This window comes from Acidovorax sp. Root267 (assembly GCF_001429215.1).
Lineage (GTDB): Bacteria > Pseudomonadota > Gammaproteobacteria > Burkholderiales > Burkholderiaceae_C > Acidovorax > Acidovorax radicis.
On record NZ_LMJC01000029.1, the window covers coordinates 65,298 to 85,736 of the forward strand.

General features: G+C 65.8%; 16 protein-coding genes and 1 riboswitch. Of the genes, 1 reads left to right on the top strand and 15 read right to left on the bottom strand.

Translation table 11 applies throughout. The features are described from left to right. Window positions 1–102: 102 nt before the first annotated feature. Window positions 103–226, bottom strand: a riboswitch (TPP riboswitch). A 50-nt stretch (window positions 227–276) separates the two neighbouring features. After that, window positions 277–453 carry a hypothetical protein gene (locus ASE39_RS26920; protein ID WP_010462321.1) on the bottom strand — a complete coding sequence of 59 codons (177 nt, stop codon included), beginning with the start codon at window positions 451–453 and terminating at the stop codon, window positions 277–279. Between the two features lie 142 nt (window positions 454–595). Beyond that, the gene (gene lpxC, locus ASE39_RS16700) at window positions 596–1,519 is read right to left on the bottom strand and encodes a UDP-3-O-acyl-N-acetylglucosamine deacetylase (RefSeq protein ID WP_010462323.1); all 924 of its coding nucleotides are present in this window, start codon (window positions 1,517–1,519) and stop codon (window positions 596–598) included. 192 nt (window positions 1,520–1,711) lie between these two features. On the opposite strand from lpxC, the gene ASE39_RS16705 reads away from it, so the two are divergent. Continuing rightward, complete coding sequence (locus ASE39_RS16705) at window positions 1,712–3,505, top strand: methyl-accepting chemotaxis protein (protein WP_057271895.1); 1,794 nt, start codon at window positions 1,712–1,714, stop codon at window positions 3,503–3,505. Between the two features lie 147 nt (window positions 3,506–3,652). Here ASE39_RS16705 and ftsZ read toward each other — a convergent pair whose 3' ends face one another. From ftsZ to ftsL, 13 genes are all read right to left on the bottom strand, one after another. Next, the gene (ftsZ, locus tag ASE39_RS16710; protein WP_010462327.1) at window positions 3,653–4,894 is read right to left on the bottom strand and encodes a cell division protein FtsZ; all 1,242 of its coding nucleotides are present in this window, start codon (window positions 4,892–4,894) and stop codon (window positions 3,653–3,655) included. Window positions 4,895–5,129: 235 nt separating this feature from the next. Beyond that, a complete protein-coding gene (ftsA, locus tag ASE39_RS16715) occupies window positions 5,130–6,359 on the bottom strand; it encodes a cell division protein FtsA (RefSeq protein WP_010462329.1) in 1,230 nt (409 codons plus the stop codon). A gap of 95 nt (window positions 6,360–6,454) precedes the next feature. After that, window positions 6,455–7,261 carry a cell division protein FtsQ/DivIB gene (locus ASE39_RS16720; RefSeq protein ID WP_057271896.1) on the bottom strand — a complete coding sequence of 269 codons (807 nt, stop codon included), beginning with the start codon at window positions 7,259–7,261 and terminating at the stop codon, window positions 6,455–6,457. Beyond that, a complete protein-coding gene (locus tag ASE39_RS16725; RefSeq protein ID WP_198928143.1) occupies window positions 7,261–8,250 on the bottom strand; it encodes a D-alanine--D-alanine ligase in 990 nt (329 codons plus the stop codon). Before ASE39_RS16725 ends, ASE39_RS16720 begins: the two co-directional genes overlap by 1 nt. After that, on the bottom strand, window positions 8,247–9,680 hold the full coding sequence (gene murC / locus ASE39_RS16730; RefSeq protein ID WP_057229080.1) for a UDP-N-acetylmuramate--L-alanine ligase: 1,434 nt from the start codon (window positions 9,678–9,680) through the stop codon (window positions 8,247–8,249). The genes ASE39_RS16725 and murC overlap by 4 nt, the downstream gene beginning before the upstream one ends. Beyond that, window positions 9,677–10,738 (bottom strand): undecaprenyldiphospho-muramoylpentapeptide beta-N-acetylglucosaminyltransferase, encoded by a 1,062-nt coding sequence (murG, locus tag ASE39_RS16735; protein ID WP_057271897.1) that lies wholly within the window; start codon window positions 10,736–10,738, stop codon window positions 9,677–9,679. The genes murC and murG overlap by 4 nt, the downstream gene beginning before the upstream one ends. Window positions 10,739–10,901: 163 nt before the next feature. Further along, the gene (gene ftsW / locus ASE39_RS16740) at window positions 10,902–12,176 is read right to left on the bottom strand and encodes a putative lipid II flippase FtsW (RefSeq protein ID WP_010462341.1); all 1,275 of its coding nucleotides are present in this window, start codon (window positions 12,174–12,176) and stop codon (window positions 10,902–10,904) included. Next, window positions 12,173–14,182 carry a UDP-N-acetylmuramoyl-L-alanine--D-glutamate ligase gene (gene murD, locus ASE39_RS16745; protein ID WP_242421474.1) on the bottom strand — a complete coding sequence of 670 codons (2,010 nt, stop codon included), beginning with the start codon at window positions 14,180–14,182 and terminating at the stop codon, window positions 12,173–12,175. Before murD ends, ftsW begins: the two co-directional genes overlap by 4 nt. Beyond that, window positions 14,179–15,357 carry a phospho-N-acetylmuramoyl-pentapeptide-transferase gene (gene mraY, locus ASE39_RS16750; protein ID WP_010462345.1) on the bottom strand — a complete coding sequence of 393 codons (1,179 nt, stop codon included), beginning with the start codon at window positions 15,355–15,357 and terminating at the stop codon, window positions 14,179–14,181. Before mraY ends, murD begins: the two co-directional genes overlap by 4 nt. Before the next feature lie 48 nt (window positions 15,358–15,405). Beyond that, complete coding sequence (murF, locus tag ASE39_RS16755; RefSeq protein ID WP_057271898.1) at window positions 15,406–16,869, bottom strand: UDP-N-acetylmuramoyl-tripeptide--D-alanyl-D-alanine ligase; 1,464 nt, start codon at window positions 16,867–16,869, stop codon at window positions 15,406–15,408. Beyond that, window positions 16,866–18,374 (bottom strand): UDP-N-acetylmuramoyl-L-alanyl-D-glutamate--2,6-diaminopimelate ligase, encoded by a 1,509-nt coding sequence (locus ASE39_RS16760; RefSeq protein ID WP_057271899.1) that lies wholly within the window; start codon window positions 18,372–18,374, stop codon window positions 16,866–16,868. The genes murF and ASE39_RS16760 overlap by 4 nt, the downstream gene beginning before the upstream one ends. Beyond that, the gene (locus ASE39_RS16765) at window positions 18,371–20,116 is read right to left on the bottom strand and encodes a penicillin-binding protein 2 (protein WP_010462353.1); all 1,746 of its coding nucleotides are present in this window, start codon (window positions 20,114–20,116) and stop codon (window positions 18,371–18,373) included. The genes ASE39_RS16760 and ASE39_RS16765 overlap by 4 nt, the downstream gene beginning before the upstream one ends. Beyond that, window positions 20,113–20,439, bottom strand: coding sequence for a cell division protein FtsL (gene ftsL / locus ASE39_RS16770; protein WP_057229089.1), 327 nt, complete (start codon window positions 20,437–20,439; stop codon window positions 20,113–20,115). The genes ASE39_RS16765 and ftsL overlap by 4 nt, the downstream gene beginning before the upstream one ends.

The following is a 20,439-nucleotide window of genomic DNA, read 5'->3' on the forward strand; positions in this document are numbered from 1 at the left end:
TGGTTCCGGTGGCGGTAGGTGCTGCTCCGGAATGGACCTGTGCGCCCCTCGGGTGCGGCGGCACCTGAGGCATCGCGTGCCAGCAGGGACTGCGGGCACGGAGACAAGGAGGTCGGCTCTTCTTCCGCCGGTATGAACCGGATCAAGTTCGTCGGGTTCGCGAGGCCTGCCGAATTTCTTCAGCCGCCTCGCATCTCAGCGCTTACGCACACCCCGGAGCAGGCGCGAGTATAGGCCAGAAGAAAAAGAGGCCCCAGCCGCACTTCGGCCGTACGGTCAGGCCAAACGGCCGATGAGGATCACCGCAAAGAAGAAGACGGCTGCGATCACCGTCCATTTGAGGATGACGAGCCCCAGACGCTTGTAGCGCGCCTGGCCGGTGCCCGCATAAAACGCAAACGACACGGCAGCCGCCAGAAGCAGCAGCATGGCCAGCCAGCGGAAGATCAGCATTTCACGAATCCCCCGCGCCTTGAAAACTGACGCGGCATGGGCCAGGGATGCCCAGCAAGAGGCGCCTCGCAGCGACGGCGTTGTTCCCCTCCCGCAACGAGAGAGGGGGAAGGCGCGAAGCGACTCAGGGAGTGCTTCATCGCTACCAGGCGCGCGCAGGCTGCACAAAGCCGCTTGGAGCCTGGCGCTCGTCCTCGAAGGTGACTACTTCCCAGGCATCGCGCTGGGCCAGCAGCTCGCGCAGCAGCAGGTTGTTCATGGCATGGCCCGAACGGAACGCGCTGTACGCAGCCAGCAGCGGTTTCCCAATCAGGTACAAATCGCCCATGGCGTCCAGGATCTTGTGCTTCACGAACTCGTCGTCGTAGCGCAGGCCGTCGCTGTTGAGCACTTTGTAGTCGTCCATCACGATGGCGTTGTCCAAGCCCCCGCCCAGCGCCAGGCCGTTGGAGCGCATCATTTCGACATCGCGGGTGAAGCCAAAGGTGCGTGCGCGGGCAATGTCACGGCTGTAGTTGCCCGCCCCCAGGTCAAACTCCACACGCTGGCCGGTGGAATCCACCGCAGGGTGGTCAAAGTCGATCTCGAAGCTGAGCTTGTAGCCGTGGTAGGGAGTGAGGCGCGCCCACTTGGCGTTGGCGCCCTCGCCCTCGCGCACTTCCACAGGCCGGGTGACGCGGATGAAACGCTTGGGCGCGTTCTGCAATTCGACCCCCGCGCTCTGCAGCAGGAAAACGAAGGAAGCCGAAGACCCGTCAAGGATGGGCACCTCTTCCGCAGTGATGTCCACATAGAGATTGTCGATGCCCAGGCCCGCACAGGCCGACATCAGGTGCTCCACCGTGTGTACCTTGGCATTGCCCACCGCGATGGTGGACGCCAGCCGCGTGTCCGTCACCGCTTCGGCCCGGATCGGGATGTCCACCGGCTGGGGCAGGTCAACCCGCCGGAACACGATACCCGTGTCCGGCTGCGCGGGCCGCAGGGTCAACTCGACCCGCTGGCCGCTGTGCAGCCCGACGCCTACGGCCCGGGTCAGTGTCTTGAGGGTGCGTTGCTGGAGCATCTCGGCATTTTAGTTTCTGGCGCCCCGCCCCGCACACGCTGAGGTCTTGCCAGCCTCACCAACACCGCCCCCGGAACCACCGCCGCGTTTTCACCTACAGCACATGCCCCAGGGTTCGCCGCACAATTTGGGGTCGGCGGGCCTTAAAAGACACAACATGAACACACCGCAAACGCCCCACAGGAGACTCCCATGAGCAAGCTCAGCTTCAAAATGAAAATCATGCTCATGATCGGCACCGCACTGGCTGCGCTGCTGATCATGGCCATCATGTCCTTGCTGCAGGAACGACGGCTGATCAGCGAGTCGCGCAAGGAGTTGCTGACCACGGCCGTCCAGTCCGCCCACAGCATCGTCGCCGCCTACCAGGCCAAGGCCGCCAGCGGCGCCATGCCCCAGGAAGAAGCACAGAAGGCCGCCAAGGACGCCCTGCGCATTGCCCGCTATGGCGGTGCCGACGGAAAAACCGAGTACTTCTACATCTGGACCACCGAGGGCGTCGGGGTGATGCACCCCTTCAAGACCGAGTGGGACGGGCAGGACATGCTGGGCAAGGTCAAGGATGGTTCGGGGGTGGACATCATTGGCCTGCTCGTGAACGGCATCCGCAACAGCAAGGACGGCAAGGCCTTTGTCCCCACAATGTTTGCCCGCCCGGGTCAAACGACACCCCAGCCCAAGCTGCAGTACATCGTCCGGGTGGACGGCTGGAACTGGATGGTTGGCTCAGGCCTTTACACCGACGACGTGGATGTGCTGCTGCGCCAAGCCCTGCTGTCGAGCCTGGCCATGGTGGTGGTCGTGTTTCTGGTCGTCGGCGCCATTGGCATGATGGTGTCGCGGTCGGTATTGCGCCAGATCGGGGGAGAGCCCACCGACGCCATCGCCATCATGTCGGAAGTGGCCCAGGGCAACCTCGATACCCCAATCCCCACGGCCCACCCGGGCTCGATGCTCGACGGCCTGGCCCACATGGTCACCTCGCTGCGCAAGCTGGTCACCGACGTACGCTCCGCCACCGACAGCATCGCCACCGCGTCCAGCGAGATTGCCCAGGGCAACAATGACCTCGCCCACCGCACCGAAGACACGGCCAGCAACCTGCAGAGCACCGCGAGCAGCATGGAAGAGCTGACCAGCACCGTCAAGCAGACCTCGGAATCCGCACAGACCGCCAACCAGATGGCAACGTCGGCCGCTGCCGTCGCGGCACGCGGGGGCGAGGTGGTGTCGCGGGTGGTGGCCACCATGCAGGACATCAACGCCAGCAGCAACAAGATCAGCGACATCATCGGTGTCATCGATGGCATTGCCTTTCAGACCAACATCCTGGCCTTGAATGCCGCAGTGGAAGCCGCCCGTGCGGGCGAGCAGGGCCGGGGCTTTGCCGTGGTGGCCAGCGAGGTGCGCAGCCTGGCCCAACGCAGTGCAGAAGCCGCCAAGGAGATCAAGACCCTGATTGGCGCATCGGTCGAAAAAGTGGCATCGGGCACGCAACTGGTGGGCAATGCGGGCGCCACCATGACCGAGATCGTGGACAGCGTTCAGCGCGTGACCGACATCATTGGAGAGATCCGCTCCGCCACCTCTGAGCAAAGCCAGGGGATTGCGCAGGTCAACACCACCATGAACCAGCTCGACCAGATGACGCAGCAGAACTCGGCCCTGGTGGAACAATCCACCGCCGCCGCAGACAGCCTGCGCGAGCAGGCCATGAAACTCACCCAGGTGGTCGCGTTGTTCCGGGTGAATGGCAGCAATGCCTCGGCACCTGCCCCCATGCCGGCAAGCCGGCCCGTGCCTTCGGCGACACCCCGTCCGGCACCGGCCCCCGTACGCGCCGCGGCACCACGCCCCGCACTGGCCAAGGCTGCGGCCCCCCGCCCACCCGCTCCAGCCGCCAAGGCACCGGCAGCAGCGCTGCCCCCCAAGGCCAGCAGCCCCAAGCCTGCCGCAGACAACAACGACGATTGGGAGTCCTTCTAAGCCAGGGGTGCTGAGGGCCTCAAGGGCCTGAGCCAGCACAAGAGCCCACACTGCCAACAAAAAAGAGGCCCTGCCAGCTCACGCTGGCAGGGCCTCTTTCATTCTTGGGGTCCCACAGTCACCCTGTGGGCCACCGGAGACCTCCGATCAGTCGGCTTGCTTGCGCAGGAAGGCCGGGATCTCCAGGTCATCCATACCACCCGACGACAGTGCGTCCACACGGGCTGCCGCCTGCGTGCGGTTGGTGCGCCAAACGCTGGGCACCGACATGCTGCCGTAGTCGGCCTGTGCGCTGCCAGCGTGGCCGCCTTGCACACCCACCGCACCACCCAGGGTGCCGACACCAGCCACGGGCATTTGATAGGCCATGTTGTCCGTGCCCGTGCGCAAGCCACCCTGCACCACCGAGATAGGCTGGCGGCGTGCGTTGACGCGCGACAACCCCGTGGCCACCACGGTCACGCGGATCTCGTCGCCCAGGGTTTCGTCGTAGGCCGCGCCGAAGATGACGTGTGCATCGGTCGAGGCATAAGCGTTGATGGTGTTCATGGCCTGGCGCGACTCGGACAGCTTGAGGCTGCCCTTGCTGGCCGTGACCAGCACCAGCACACCCTTGGCGCCCGACAGGTCGATGCCTTCCAGCAGTGGACAGGCAATGGCCTGCTCCGCAGCGATGCGCGCGCGGTCGGGGCCGCTGGCGGTGGCCGTGCCCATCATGGCCTTGCCAGGCTCGCCCATCACGGTGCGCACGTCTTCGAAGTCGACGTTCACCTGACCGTACTCGTTGATGATTTCAGCAATGCCACCCACGGCGTTCTTGAGCACGTCGTTGGCATGCGCAAAGGCTTCGTCCTGGGTGATGTCGTCGCCCAGCACGTCGAGCAGCTTCTCGTTGAGCACCACGATCAGCGAGTCCACGTTGGCTTCCAGCTCGGCCAGGCCATCGTCGGCGTTCTTCATGCGGCGGCCACCTTCCCAATCGAAAGGCTTGGTGACCACACCCACCGTCAGGATTCCCATTTCCTTGGCCACGCGTGCGATCACCGGAGCAGCCCCGGTCCCGGTGCCGCCGCCCATGCCGGCCGTAATGAACAGCATGTGCGCGCCCTGGATGGCGTCACGGATGTCGTCCACCGCAGCTTCGGCCGCATCGCGCGCCTTTTCTGGCTTGCCGCCCGCACCCAGGCCGCTGCCGCCCAGCTGGATGACACGGTGGGCCGAACTGCGCGTCAGTGCCTGCGCGTCGGTGTTGGCACTGACAAACTCCACGCCCTGCACGCTGCGGGCGATCATGTGCTCGACGGCGTTGCTGCCACCGCCGCCCACGCCGATCACCTTGATCTGGGTGCCCTGGTTGAATTCTTCGGCTTCGATCATTTCGATGGTCATGTTGGAGCTCCTGTTTCTATATTCGTATGCAATTGCCAAATGGGGATTGGGGTACCTGGTAGGGAAGAGCGCGGCGGTCCTGTACATCGCCATCGCTCGCGCGGCGTTTGGTGGGGACTCCCTCGCGCCAGCCACAAGGCCCCCACGCTTGCCACTGCGTGTGCTGCGCTGCCCCCCATTGGGGCTTGCCCGCCTTGGGGCGGCCCGGCGGCGCTCATTCCTAGGTATTTCATGGTCAGAAATTCCCCACGATGAAATCTTTGAAACGCCCGAACGCGGTCTTCATGGAGCCGCTCTTTTGCGCCACCTTGAAGCCGCGCAGCCGTGCCAGGCGAGCTTCTTCGAGCAGGCCCATGACAGTGGCTGCTCGGGGCTGGGCCACCATGTCGGACAGGGCACTGGAATACTTGGGAATGCCGCGCCGCACGGGCTTGAGGAAGATGTCCTCACCCAGTTCGATCATTCCCGGCATCACCGAACTGCCGCCCGTAAGCACGATGCCCGAGGACAGCACTTCTTCGTAGCCCGACTCGCGGATGACCTGCTGCACGAGCGAGAAGATCTCCTCCACCCGCGGCTCGATCACACCCGCCAGTGCCTGCTTGCTCAGCATGCGCGGGCTGCGGTCGCCCAGGCCGGGCACTTCGACCTGGCTCTCGGGGTCGGCCAGCAGTTGCTTGGCGTAGCCACTCTCGACCTTGATGTCTTCTGCGTCCTTCGTGGGAGTGCGCAATGCCATGGCGATGTCGCTGGTGATGAGGTCGCCCGCAATCGGAATCACCGCTGTGTGGCGGATCGCACCGCCCGTGAAGATCGCCACGTCCGTGGTGCCCGCACCGATGTCCACCACCACCACGCCCAGCTCGCGCTCGTCATCCGTCAGCACGGCCTGGCTGCTGGCCAGGGGGTTGAGCATGAGCTGCTCGACCTCCAGGCCACAGCGGCGCACACACTTGATGATGTTCTCGGCCGCACTCTGCGCGCCGGTCACGATGTGGATCTTGGCCTCCAGGCGGATGCCGCTCATGCCGATGGGCTCCTTCACATCCTGCCCGTCGATCACGAATTCCTGCGGCTCCACCAGCAGCAGGCGCTGGTCGCTGGAGATGTTGATGGCCTTGGCCGTCTCCACCACACGCGCCACGTCGGCCGAGGTGACTTCCTTGTCCTTCACGGCCACCATGCCGCTGGAGTTGAGGCCGCGAATGTGGCTGCCAGTGATACCGGTGTACACGCGCTGGATCTTGCAGTCGGCCATCAGCTCGGCCTCCTTGAGGGCCTGCTGGATGCTCTGCACCGTGGCGTCGATGTTGACCACCACACCACGCTTCAAGCCGTTGCTCGGGGCCACGCCCAGACCTGCGAGCTTGAGCTCGCCATTGGGCAGAACCTCAGCCACCACGGCCATGACCTTGGCGGTGCCGATGTCCAGCCCCACCACAACGTCTTTGTATTCTCTTGCCATATCAGTCTCTGCCCTTCTCTGTTCTGTCCCGCCGCCCCACGGCCTCATTCACGAACCGACCTGCTTTTTGCGCCATGCACCGCTGATCCATGCCATCACCTCCTGCGCACGACGCCAGCGGCCGCTGCGGCATCGGGAACCACGGTGCTCACACCGCGCATGCGCAACGCATAGCCCCCCGCATGCCGCAGATCGGCGGACTCGAGGGCATCCACGCGGCGCCCGTACTGCGCCGCCACCTGCGTCAGGGTGCGCGTGAAGCGTTGCGTGCGCTGCACCACCTCCTGCGGCGTACCGCCCCCCAGTTCCACCACCGCGTCGCTGTCGAGCGTGGCCCTCCAGCCGCCCCGCCCGGTCAGCTCCAGCGTCTCCACTTCCAGGCCCAGCGGCTTGAACACCGGCTGCAGCAGCCCATGCATCAGCAGCACCTCGGGCGAACTGCCCACAGGGCCCAGCAGGCGCGGCAAGCCGTCCTGCTCCACGTCGCCCACGTTGGCCTCAAACACCTCGCCCTGGCGATTGACCAGGGCCGAGCCGCTCTCGGGCCCCCAGTACGCCACGGCGTCATGCTCCTGCAGCTCCACGCGCAGGCTGCCGGGGTACTCCCGCCGCACGTCGGCGCGGCGCACCCAAGGCACCTGCTCGAAGGCATTGCGGGCCGCCCGCAGGTCCACCGTAAAAAAGTTTCCTGCAAGGTGCGGCGCCACATTGGCCCGCAAGGTCACCGCGTTGTTGTGCACCAGCTCGCCCTGCACCACGATGCGTGCGATGGCAAAGCCGGGGTAGCGCAACACCCACCACGCACCCGCCGCCAGCACAGCCATGGCGCAGCCCACGAACAAGACCGATGCGGTCAGGTTCATGAGCTTGACGTCCAGGGGTGTTGGCAGGCTGTTGGTCATCAGGCGTCCTTCGGCCTTGGGGCAGTGTCCAACGCTGCATCCGCCAGGATGCGCAGGCACAGTTCCTCATAGCTGATGCCCGAGGCCCGTGCCGACATGGGTACCAGCGAATGACCGGTCATGCCAGGGGACGTGTTCATCTCCAGCAGGAAGGGTTTGCGGTCGCTGGCGCGGATCATCAGATCTGCGCGGCCCCAACCCCGGCAACCCAGCGTGCGGTAGGCCTCCAGCACGATGCGCTGGATCTCGCGTTCCTCGGCCTCGGGCAGGCCGCTCGGGCACTGGTACTTCACGTCGTCGGTGAAGTACTTGTTCTGGTAGTCGTAGGCGCCATCGGGCGCCACGATGCGGATCACCGGCAGCGCGCGGGCGTCTGCCCCCTGGCCCAGCACCGGGCAGGTCACTTCCTCGCCGTCGATGAACTCTTCGCAGAGCACGTCGGGGTCGTACTTCGCCGAGAGCGCCACGGCCTCCTGCATGTCCGAATAGCCACGCACCTTGGTCACGCCAATGGACGAGCCCTCGCGGGGCGGCTTCACGATCAGTGGCAAACCCAGCTCATCGGGCACGGTGCGCACCACCTCGCGCTGCTGGCGGTCGGGCGCCAGCCACACATAGCGTGGCGTGGGCAAGCCCTCGGCCAGCCACACCCGCTTGGTCATGACCTTGTCCATGGCGATGGCCGAGGCCATGACGCCCGGGCCGGTGTAGGGAATGCCCAGCAGCTCCAGCGCGCCTTGCACTGTGCCGTCTTCACCATGGCGGCCATGCAGTGCAATGAAGCAGCGCGCATAGCCATCGCGCTTGAGATCGCCCAGCGCGTTCTGCGCAGGGTCGAACGCATGCGCGTCCACACCCCGCGAACGCAGGGCCTGCAGCACGCCACTGCCGGACATGAGGGAGACCTCCCGCTCGGCCGAGTCGCCACCCATCAACACGGCGACTTTGCCGAGTGACTTCACATCCATATTTGAATCAAAAATGGTCATAGCGCGCTCCCTTCAAGCGCTTTTAGCTCACTATTTTGTAGCATCTCCACCACCTTGCCGGGTACTGCACCAATGGAGCCTGCGCCCATGCACATCACCACATCGCCGTTGCGCGCGTTGTCGGCAATGGCTTGCGGCAGATCGGCCACGTTGTCGACGAACACCGGCTCCACACGGCCCGCCACACGCAGTGCGCGGGCCAGCGAGCGGCCATCGGCGGCGACCACGGGTGCTTCGCCGGCGGCATACACCTCGGTCAGCAGCACGGCGTCGGCGTTGCCAATGACCTTCACGAAATCCTCGAAGCAATCGCGCGTGCGGCTGTAGCGGTGCGGCTGGAAGGCCAGCACCAGGCGGCGGCCCGGGAAGGCGCCGCGCGCAGCCGCCAGCGTGGCGGCCATCTCCACCGGGTGGTGGCCGTAGTCATCAATGACAGTGAACGTGCCGCCGTCCTTCGCGGGCAGATCACCGTAATGCTGGAAGCGCCGGCCCACGCCCTTGAAGCCGGCCAGCGCACGCTGCACGGCCTCGTCGGGGATGTTGAGCTCCACCGCCACGGCAATGGCCGACAGCGCGTTGAGCACGTTGTGCTCGCCCGCGAGGTTGAGCACGATTTCCATGTCGGGCAGCGTGACGCCGTTGCGCCGCTGCACGGTGAATCGCATCTGACCGGCTTCGGCACGCACATCGATGGCGCGCACCTGGGCGTCTTCGGAGAAGCCGTAGCTCGTGATCGGGCAGGTCACGCTTTGCAGGATGTCGCGCACGGCCGGGCTGTCCACGCACAACACCGCCGTGCCGTAGAACGGCATGCGGTGCAGGAAATCGACGAATGCGCCCTTGAGCCGGCTGAAGTCGTGCCCATAGGTCTCCATGTGGTCGGCATCGATGTTGGTCACCACCGCCATCACGGGCAGCAGGTTCAGGAACGACGCGTCGGACTCGTCGGCCTCGACCACGATGTAGTCGCCGCTGCCCAGCTTGGCATTGGCGCCCGCGCTGTTGAGCTTGCCCCCGATCACAAACGTCGGGTCCAGCCCCGCCTCGGCCAGCACGCTGGTCACGAGGCTGGTGGTGGTGGTCTTGCCATGCGTGCCGGCAATGGCGATGCCCTGCTTCAAGCGCATCAATTCAGCCAGCATGAGCGCGCGAGGCACCACGGGGATCTTCTTCTCGCGCGCAGCCAGCACCTCGGGGTTGTCGGGCGTCACGGCGGTGGAGGTGACCACCGCATCGGCCCCGTCGATGTGCGCCGCCGCGTGGCCCAGGCAGGTCTTGATGCCCAGGCCCTGCAGGCGGCGCAGCGTGGCGCTGTCGGCCAGGTCGGAACCGGAGATGCGGTAGCCCAGGTTGAACAGCACCTCGGCGATGCCGCTCATGCCGGCGCCGCCCAGGCCGACGAAATGGATGTGGCGGATGGCGTGTTTCATGCCAACTCCTCGCAGGCAGTCACCACTTCGCGGGTGGCGTTGATTTTTTGCATGTTTTTTGCCTTCAGCGCTTTATCCATCAAGGTAGAGCGCTCTGTATTCAATAGCATCTGAGCCAAACCCTCGGGCGTGAGGTCGCGCTGCTGCACCAGCCAGCCGCCGCCCGCGTTCGCAAGAAACTGCGCATTGGTGGTCTGGTGGTCGTCCACCGCCGAAGGGAACGGCACGAAAACCGCCGCCGCGCCCACGGCAGCGATCTCGGTCACGGTGCTTGCGCCCGCGCGGCAAACAACGATGTCGGCATCGGCAAAGGCACTCGCGGTGTCGTCGATGAAGGGAGTGCATTCCGCCTCGACGCCGGCCGCGGCGTAGTTGGAACGCAGTGCATCGATCTGCGTCGCACCGCTTTGGTGGATGACCACGGGGCGTTGGTCGGCAGGCATCAGCGCGACGGCTTGCGGCACGATCTCGTTCAATGCCCGCGCCCCCAGGCTGCCGCCCACCACCAACAGGCGTAGTGGGCCGGTGCGTTGTGCAAAGCGTTCGGCCGGTGCGGGCTTGCTGGTGAAGGCGGTGCGCAGCGGGTTGCCCACCCACTGCCCCTTTTTGAACACGTTGGGAAAAGCGGTGAAAACCCGGTCTGCCACACCGGCCAGCACCTTGTTGGCCATGCCGGCCACCGAGTTCTGCTCGTGCAGCACGAGCGGTTTGCCCGCCAGCACAGCCATCATGCCGCCCGGAAAGGTGATGTAGCCGCCCAGGCCCACCACCACGTCGGGTTTCACACGCCGCACCACGGCCAGCGCCTGCCAGAAGGCACGCAACAGGCGCAGCGGCAGCAGGGCCAGCGTGACGAGGCCCTTGCCGCGCACGCCCGAAAAATCGATCAGCTCCAGCGCAAAGCCGTGTGTGGGCACGATGCGCGACTCCATGCTGCCCGGCGTGCCCAGCCAGTGCACGCGCCAGCCGCGCGCGCGCAGTTCCTCGGCCACGGCCAGGCCCGGGAAGATATGGCCGCCCGTACCACCCGCCATGATGAGGGCCGTCTTCTGCGTCATACGCGGCCTCCTCTCATCGAATGCTCCGCATTCGGCAGCGTTGCACGCTGCTGCAGCTTGTTTTGGTGAAACAACCTCCTCATACGCGGCCTCCGCGCATCGGTTGCTGCGCACCCGCCAACGCTGACGCGTTGCAGCAGCTTGCTTTGGTGAAACAAACTCCTCATACGCGGCCTCCGCGCATGAGGAGTTTGTTTTCATAGTCCACCCGCAGCACCACCGCGAGCGCCACCAGATTCATCAGGATCGCGGATCCCCCAAAACTCATCAGCGGGAGCGTGAGCCCCTTGGTCGGCAACGCGCCCAGGTTCACGCCCATGTTGATGAAGGCCTGAAAGCCGATCCAGATCGCCACGCCCTGCGCCACCAGCCCCGCGAACACGCGGTCCAGCGCGATGGCCTGGCGGCCAATGTGCATGATGCGTCGCGTCATCCACAGGAAGAGCACGATGAGGATGACCACGCCGACCAAGCCGAACTCCTCGCCAATCACGGCGAGCAGGAAGTCGGTGTGGGCCTCGGGCAGCCAGTGCAGCTTTTCCACACTGCCGCCCAGGCCCACGCCAAAGATCTCGCCACGCCCGATGGCGATCAGCGAGTGGGAAAGCTGGTAGCCCTTGCCCAGGGCGTGCTCCTCGCTGAAGGGGTCGAGGTAGGCAAACACCCGTTCACGGCGCCAGGGCGAGCTGGCGATCATGACGCCGAAAGCTGCCACCAGAACCCCTGCGATCAGGAAGAACATCCGGGCGTTGACACCCCCCAGAAAAAGGATGCCCATGGCGATCACTGCCACCACCATGAAGGCACCCATGTCGGGTTCGGCCAGCAGCAGCACGCCCACGATGGCCACGGCGGCGCCCATGGGCAGCACGGCGCGGAAAAAGCGCTCCTTCACCTCCATCTTGCGCACCATGTAGTCGGCCGCATAGATGAGCACCGCGAACTTGGCCACCTCGGACGGCTGGAAACCGATGGGCCCGATCGACAGCCAGCGCCGCGCGCCATTGACGACCTTGCCCACACCGGGGATCAGCACCGCAATCAACAGCAGCAGCGCCACCACGAAAAGCCAGGGCGCCATGCGCTCCCACAGCGCCATGGGCACCTGGAAGGCCAGCAGCGCCACGACAAAACCCACCACGAGGTACATCATGTGGCGGGTCAGGAAATGGGTCGACGCGTAATTGGCAAAACGCGGGTTGTCCGGCATGGCGATGGAGGCCGAATACACCATCACCAGACCCCAGGCCAGCAGCGCGACCACCACCCACAGCAAGGCCTGGTCGAAGCCCAGCACACTGGCCGGCGTGCTGGACGACTGGCGGTACTCCGTGCCGCCAACGCGCACGGGCAATACGTCCGCAGCCTTGCCAGGCAGGCCTCCAAACCAGCCGGTCACCCGCTGCAGCAACGTGGAATTGCGCACGTCGGCCGTCATGCCATACCTTCCACGGACTGCCCGGCGTCGTCGGCCAAGGCGCGCACGGTGTCGCAGAACACCTGGGCGCGGTGCTCGTAGCCCGTGAACATGTCAAAGCTGGCGCAGGCGGGCGACATCAGCACCGCATCGCCCGCATGGGCACGCTGCGAGGCCAGCGCCACCGCTTGGGGCAGTGTCTCGGCATCCAGCAGTGCCACGCCGCAGTCCTGCAGCGCGGCGCGGATCTGCGGCGCATCGCGCCCGATGAGCACCACGGCACGTGCATAGCGTGACACCGGCGCTGCGAGCGGCGAAAAGTCCTGCCCTTTGCCATCGCCGCCCAGGATGACCACGATGCGGCGCTCTGCGCCCAGGCCGATGAGGGCCGCCACCGTGGCGCCCACGTTCGTGCCCTTGCTGTCGTCAAAGTATTCCACCCCGTGGATGATGGCCACGGGCTCCACCCGGTGTGGCTCGCCCCGGTACTCGCGCAGGCCGTACAGCAGCGGGGCCAAGGTGCAGCCTGCAGCCGAGGCCAGGGCCAGTGCAGCCAGCGCGTTCACCGCGTTGTGGCGGCCCCGGATGCGCAGGGCATCGGCCGGCATCAGGCGCTGGATGTGCAGGTCCTCGGCCACTTCATTGCGGCCGCGCTTGCGGGTTTCATCCGCATCCATGGCACGCACCAGCCAGGGCATGCCACTGACGACCTCGATACCGAAGTCGCCGGGGCGCTGGGGCATGTCGGCACCAAACGTCAGGTGCTCGCGCACCTGGGGCTTTTGCAGCTTGACCTTCACTGGAGGTGGAAGCATGCGCATGACCTCGGCATCTTCGCGGTTCAGGACCATGAGCCCTGTCTGGCCAAAGATGCGTGCCTTGGCCGCCGCGTAGGCGGCCATGTCGCCATGCCAGTCCAGGTGGTCCTGCGTGATGTTGAGCACGGTGGCCGCCGTGGGTTCAAAGCCCGTTACACCATCGAGCTGGAAGCTCGACAGCTCCAGCACCCACACATCGGGCAGCGTGCCAGCGTCGATGTGGCCCGCCAGGGTATCAAGCAGCGTGGGGCCTATGTTGCCGGCCACGGCCACGCTTTGGCCCGAACGCTCCACCAGCTGGCCGGTGAGCGATGTGACCGTGGTCTTGCCATTGGTGCCCGTGATGGCCAGCACGGCCGGTGCGTAGCCGTGCGAAGCGCGCAGCGCGGCCAACGCCATGGAATACAAGCTCAACTCACCTCCAGCGCTTATTCCACATGCGCTAGCAGCTACCAAAACAGGAGCAATTGTCTGGGGACTCAAACCCGGCGAGCGGTAGACCGCATGCAGGTCTTTGCCTTCGACCAGACTGGCATCAAAGGCACCCGCGACAAAACGCGCCTGGGGCAGCTCTTGCTGCAGCGTGGGCAACTGTGGCGGCGCGGCGCGGGTGTCGGCCACGGTGACCTCGGCACCGCAACGCACACACCAGCGGGCCATGGCCAGGCCCGAGGCGCCCAGGCCCAGGATAAGGATGTTCTGGCCCTGCATCGGACGCAGGTCTTCACCGGGCCGGCCCAGGGGCTGGGCAGCTTCATCGGTCGCTACTGCCTCGGCGGTTTCTTCTTCGGCTTCATGCAGCGGGGCCGACGCAGTTTCGGGCGCGGCCACCTCGGCAAAAATCTGCGCCACAAAGTCAGCGGCGGCCTTGGCGGCAGACACGGCCGGGGGCTTTTCTGGGTCCCAGGCATTCGCCGCCGCGTTGCCAGCGCGTGCGCCTGTGGCGGGCCCGGGTGCCACCGCCGTGCCCTCGCTTGTGGCCGCAGACTCCGTCATGTCGGTCGTGGCGTCCTGGGGCTCGAAGAAGGACTGCGCATCGGGAGGGGCAACGCCAGTCTCGTCAGGCACCACGTCCTCCATCGACTGCGCTGGTGGCATGTCCACATCCGGCTGCCCGGCAGGCGGCTCCCCACCCGCCGCCGCAACGGAAGGCTCTGCCACCGGGGGAGCGGGTGGCGCAGCGGGGATGAGAGGATCGTCCGGGTTCATCGCAGTTTCAGCGTGGACAGGCCGACAAGGCACAGCAGCATGGTGATGATCCAGAAGCGCACGACCACCTGCGTTTCCTTCCAGCCGCTCTTTTCAAAGTGGTGGTGCAGCGGCGCCATCTTGAGCAGACGGCGGCCTTCGCCGTAGCGTTTCTTGGTGAACTTGAACCAGGTCACCTGCAGCATCACCGACAGCGCTTCAACCACGAAGATGCCGCCCATGATGGCCAGCACGATTTCCTGGCGCACGATGATGGCGATGGTGCCCAGGGCCGCGCCCAGCGCCAGCGCCCCCACGTCGCCCATGAAGACCTGGGCGGGGTGCGCGTTGAACCACAGGAAGGCCAGGCCCGCGCCCGCCATGGCCGCGCAGAAGATCAGCAGCTCGCCCGAGCCGGGGATGTGCGGGAAGAATAGGTACTTGGAATACACCGAGCTGCCGGTGACATAGGCGAACACGCCCAGGGCCGAGCCCACCATCACCACCGGCATGATGGCTAGGCCGTCGAGCCCGTCGGTCAGGTTCACGGCGTTGCTGGAACCCACGATGACGAGGTAGGTGAGGATCACGAAGCCCAGCACGCCCAATGGGTAGCTCACTTCCTTGAAGAACGGCAATTGCAACCCGGCCTTGGGCGGCAGGTCGAGCGAGAAACCCGACTGCACCCAGCCCACGAACAGCTCCCACACCTTGGCGTTGGAGCTCTCAGAGATGCTGAACACCAGGTACAGCGCGGCAATCAGGCCGATGACCGATTGCCAGAAATACTTCTCGCGCGAACGCATGCCCTCGGGGTCCTTGTTGACCACCTTGCGCCAGTCGTCCACCCAGCCGATGGCACCAAAGCCCAGCGTGACGATGAGCACGATCCACACGAATCGGTTGGACAGGTCAAACCACAGCAGCGTCGAAATCGCAATCGACAGCAGGATCAGCACGCCGCCCATGGTGGGCGTGCCGCTCTTGGACAGGTGCGATTGCATGGCGTAGCCACGGATCGGCTGTCCGATCTTGAGCGAGGTGAGCACGCGGATCACCTTGGGGCCTGCGATCAGGCCAATGAGCAACGCCGTCATCGCCGCCATCACCGCACGGAAGGTGAGGTACTGGAACACGCGGAAGAAGCCGAACTCGGGCGACAGGCCCTGCAGCCATTGCGACAGCATCAGCAGCATGGTGCCTCCCCGGCTTGCCCAACCTGCGATGTCGCCGCGCGAGCGGTCTCAATGTGTTGCGCCATGGTGTCCCTCCAGTGCCCGGTTCTGCTTTTGTTGTTGTTCTTGCGGCTGCGCTGCGGCGGTCGCTGTGGCGGAAATGGCCTCCACCACCTGTTCCATCTTCATGAATCGAGACCCTTTGACCAGCACACTGCCCACGGTGGACAGGGCATCGCGCACGGCCGTCAGCAGTGCGCTCATATCGTTGAAATGCCGGGCACCGCCGTAGGCCGTGGCGGCATGCACCGACTGCGTGCCGAGCGCGAACAGCAGGGGGATGCCCGCAGCACGGGCATGGGCACCCGCCTCGGCGTGAAACTGCGGGCCCTGATCGCCCACCTCGCCCATGTCGCCCAGCACCAGCAGTTGCGGGCCGGGCAGCTCGGCCAGCACGTCGATGGCGGCACGCATGGAGTCGGGGTTGGCGTTGTAGGTGTCGTCCACCACGGTGATCTCCCGGCCAGCGCTGTGCACGCTGAAAGCACGCGAGCGGCCCTTGACCGGCACAAAATCGTTCAGCCCTTGCGCAATGGCGGCCAGGGGCGCGCCCGCTGTCAGCGTACAGGCCGCAGCCGCCAGTGCGTTGGTCACGTTGTGGCGCCCTGCAATATGCAGGTGGGTGGCCACTTCGCCTTGTGGCGTGGCCAGCGTCACCGCCCAGGCGCCCTGGCCCCACGCAGCCTGTGCGCAGGCCACATCGCCGCCATCGCCAAAGGTGACGGTGCGGCGCCCCGCTGCCAGCGAGCGCCAGAGGGCTGTGTAGGCATCGCCCGCAGGGAACACGGCCACGCCGTCGGCGGGAAGGCTGGCAAACACCGAGCCGTTCTCGCGGGCCACAGCTTCCACCGTGTGCATGAACTCCAGGTGCTCGCGCTGTGCGTTGTTGACCAGCGCCACCGTGGGCTGCGCCATGGCAGCCAGCAGGGCGATCTCGCCCGGGTGGTTCATACCCATTTCGATCACGGCGACGGCATGGCTGGCGCGCAGGCGCAGCAGCATCAGCGGCACACCGATGTCGTTGTTGAAATTGCCCTGCGTGGCAAAGGCAGCTTCGCCCTTCCACGCGCGCAGGATGGACGCGATCATCTGCGTCACCGTGGTCTTGCCATTGCTGCCGGTCACGCCGATCAACGGAAGACCCAACTGCGCACGCCACCCCGCAGCCAGCGCGCCCAACGCTGCGAGGCTGTCTGGCACCTCAATGCCCGGCAGGCCTGCGGCTTCAAGGCCACCGTGGGCGATGGCAGCGGCTGCGCCACCGGAGCGGGCGTCGGACAGGAAAGCGTTGGCGTCAAAACGCTCGCCCTTGAGCGCCACAAAAAGATCCCCCGCCTGCAGCGTCCGCGTGTCGGTATGCATACGCACCAGCGGCGTGGCGCCATCCCCCACCAAGCGTGCCGAAGGAATGCGCGAGGCAAGCAGCGCAAACGCTTGCTGCAAGGTCATCATCACACCTGGGGTGGCGGTCATGTGCGGGCTCCTCGGGCCTGCAACGCGCCCTGCGCGTGGGCCATGTCGGAGAACGGCAGGCGCACACCAGCCGTCTCCTGGGTGTCTTCGTGGCCCTTGCCAGCGATCAGCACCACATCGGCGGGCGCAGCCTCGGCCACGACCAAGGCAATGGCAGCGGCACGGTCGGGCTCGGCGCGCACCACGCTGCTGGCGATGGTGCCTTGCAAAATCTGGTGCAGGATGGCCGCGGGGTCTTCGCTGCGCGGGTTGTCGCTGGTCACCACCACACGGTCGGCCTGGTGCTGCGCCACAGCACCCATCAGCGGGCGCTTGCCTGCATCGCGGTCGCCACCGCAGCCGAACACACACCACAGCTCGCCGCCACGTTCCTGCGCGATCGGGCGCAGGGCCTGCAACGCCTTCTCCAGTGCGTCGGGCGTGTGCGCGTAGTCCACCACCACCAGGGGTTGGCCAGGGCTGTGGATCTGCTCCATGCGGCCCGGCACGGGTGTGAGCTGGGCGCAGGCATACAGCGCGTGCTGGAGCGGCACGCCCAGCGCACGCAACCCGGCCAGCACACCCAGCAGGTTGGAGACGTTGTACTGCCCGATCACGCGCGTCTGCAGCACATGCGTGTGCACGCCTTCGGCCACCGTGAAGCGCAGCCCACCGTCCCCCATGCAGATGTCGCGCGCCGCCAGGCGGGCCGGGCCGGTGATGGAAACACTCCACAGATCCAGCGGACGGTCCGCCAGCGTGGCATGCAACTCCGCGCCGCGCGCATCGTCGATGTTGACCACGGCAGCCTGCAGGCCAGGCCAGTCGAAGAGCATGCTCTTGGCCTGCCAGTAGGCCGCCATGCCGGAGTGGTAGTCCAGATGGTCCTGCGTGAAGTTGGTGAACAACGCGACACGGATGCGCGTGCCCGCCATGCGGTGCTCGGCCAAGCCAATGGACGAGGCCTCAATGGCGCAGGCCGTGCGGCCGGCATCGGTGAACTGCTGGAACGCACGCTGCAGCCGCACCGGGTCGGGCGTGGTCATGCCCGTGCTGGTGAGTGCGGGCGGTGTCCCCATCCCCAAAGTGCCTACCAGCGCACATCCACCTTGCGGAATAAGCTCATTTTCTGATAGCACATTAAGTGCCTCGGCCAGCCACCAGCTCGTGCTGGTCTTGCCATTGGTACCCGTCACGGCCAACACATCCAGATGCTGCGTGGGTTGCTCGAACCAGTCGGCCGCAATGGGGCCGGTGGCGGCTTTCAGCCCATGGAGCGCCGCCACAGGCAAGCCTTCAAGCACAAACGCGTCGGCGCCCTCGTGCTCCACCAGGCAAGCCACAGCCCCCCGCGCAAACGCATCGCCGACGTGCGCGCGGCCGTCGGTGGCAGCACCCGGCCAGGCGATGAAACCATCGCCGGGGCGAATCTGGCGGCTGTCGGTCTGCAGCGTGCCGGTCACCCGTTCGCGCAGCCAGGTCACGGCGTCGCGCACCGAGGCGAGCAAAGGCAATGCCGTTGTCATAGCGATTCCTCCACCTCTTTGGCCACAATTTGCGGCTTGACCGCCATGTCCGGCTGCACGCCCATCATTCGCAAGGTCTGTTGCACGACTTCGCTGAACACCGGAGCAGCCACCGCGCCACCGTAATACACCCCGTTGTTGGGCTCGTCGATCATCACGGCCACGATGATGCGCGGCTTGTCGATGGGTGCCATGCCCGTGAACCATGCGCGGTATTTACCCGAGGCGTAGCTTTTGCCCACCTGCTTGCGCGCGGTGCCGGACTTGCCGCCCACCGAGTAGCCCAGCGTCTGCGCCTTCTGGCCCGTACCGCCCGGGCCTGCGGCCATCTGCAGCATCTTGCGCACCTGGTCGGCCGTGCGCTCCGAAAACACGGGCACGCCCACTGCGGGCTCCGCGGTCTTGAGCATCGTGGCCGGAATCACCCGGCCGCCATTGGCAAACACCGTGTACGACCGCGCCATCTGGAACAGGCTGGCCGACAGGCCATAGCCGTAGGACATGGTGGCCTGCTCCACCGGGCGCCAGGTCTTGTACGGGCGCAATCGGCCGGTGACCACACCGGGGAAATGCAGCTGCGGCTTCTGTCCAAAACCCGCAGCCGAGAAGGTTTCCCACATCTCGCGCGCAGGCATCTGCATGGCGATCTTGGTGGTGCCCACGTTGCTGGATTTCTGGATCACACCTTCCACCGTCAGCACCCCATGGTTGCTCGTGTCGGAGATGGTGGAGCCCGTGATGTTGATCCGGCCAGGGTTCGTGTCCACGATGGTGTCCGGGCGCACGCGGCCCGTCTCCAGCGCCAGGCCGATGGTGAACGGCTTCATGGTGGAACCGGGCTCGAACACGTCGGTCAACGCGCGGTTGCGCAGTTGTTCGCCGGTCAGGTTCTGGCGCTTGTCGGGCACATAGCTCGGGTAATTGGCCAGCGCCAACAGCTCGCCCGTGTGCGCATCAAGCACCACCACACTGCCCGCCTTGGCCTTGTGCGCGGCCACCTGGTCGCGCAGCTTCTGGTAGGCAAAAAACTGCACCTTGCTGTCGATGGAAAGCTGCATGTCCTTGCCATCCACGGGTGGCACGGTTTCCCCCACACCTTCGACCACCCGGCCCAGGCGGTCCTTGATCACACGGCGCGAGCCCGGCTTTCCTGCCAGATCCTTGTCGAAGGCCAGCTCCATGCCCTCCTGGCCATGGTCTTCCACGTTGGTGAATCCCACCACGTGCGCCGCCGCCTCACCCTCGGGGTACTGGCGCTTGTATTCCTTGCGCTGGTAGATGCCCTTGATGTCCAGGGCCGCAATCTGCTGGCCCACATCCCAGTCGAGCTGGCGCTTGATCCAGACAAAGGTCTTGTCCTCATCGGCCAGCTTTTTCTGCAGCTCCGCCTGGGGCATGTCGAGCAGCTTGGCCAGCTGCTTGAGCTTGGCGCGCACTTCTGGCTTGTCCTGGTCCACGTCTTCCGGAATGGCCCAGATGCTGGAGGCCGGCACGCTGGATGCGAGGATCAACCCATTGCGGTCCACAATCTTGCCGCGGTTTGCGGGCAGCTCCAGCGTGCGCGCAAAACGCACTTCACCCTGGCGCTGAAAAAACGCGTTGCCAAACACCTGCACATAGGCGGCGCGCCCCGCAAGCCCCAGAAAGCCCAACGCAATCACGGCCACGATGAACTTGCTGCGCCAGACTGGCGTCTTGCTGGCCAGCAGCGGGCTGGAGGTGTAGAGCACACTGCGGCTCATGGCTGCGCCCCCTCGGACCGGGGCGGAACACCGCTGGCAGCCGCTGCGGCCGCCACCCCCTGTGGGTCAGACACATACTGCGTGATGGCCGGCGTGGCCGTGCGCATGTTGAGTTGAGCGCGGGCGATCTTCTCCACCCGCAGTGGCGTGGCCTGCGCGCGCTTTTCCACCTGCAGGCGCTGGTGCTCGGTCTCCAGGCGGCGGGCCTCGGCAATGGCACGGTCCAGCTCGGTGAACAGGCGGCGCGACTCGTACTGGGTGTGAACCAGATAGATCGCGCTGGCCAGTACCGCCAGCAGCAGGACCACGTTGAGCCGCGTCAT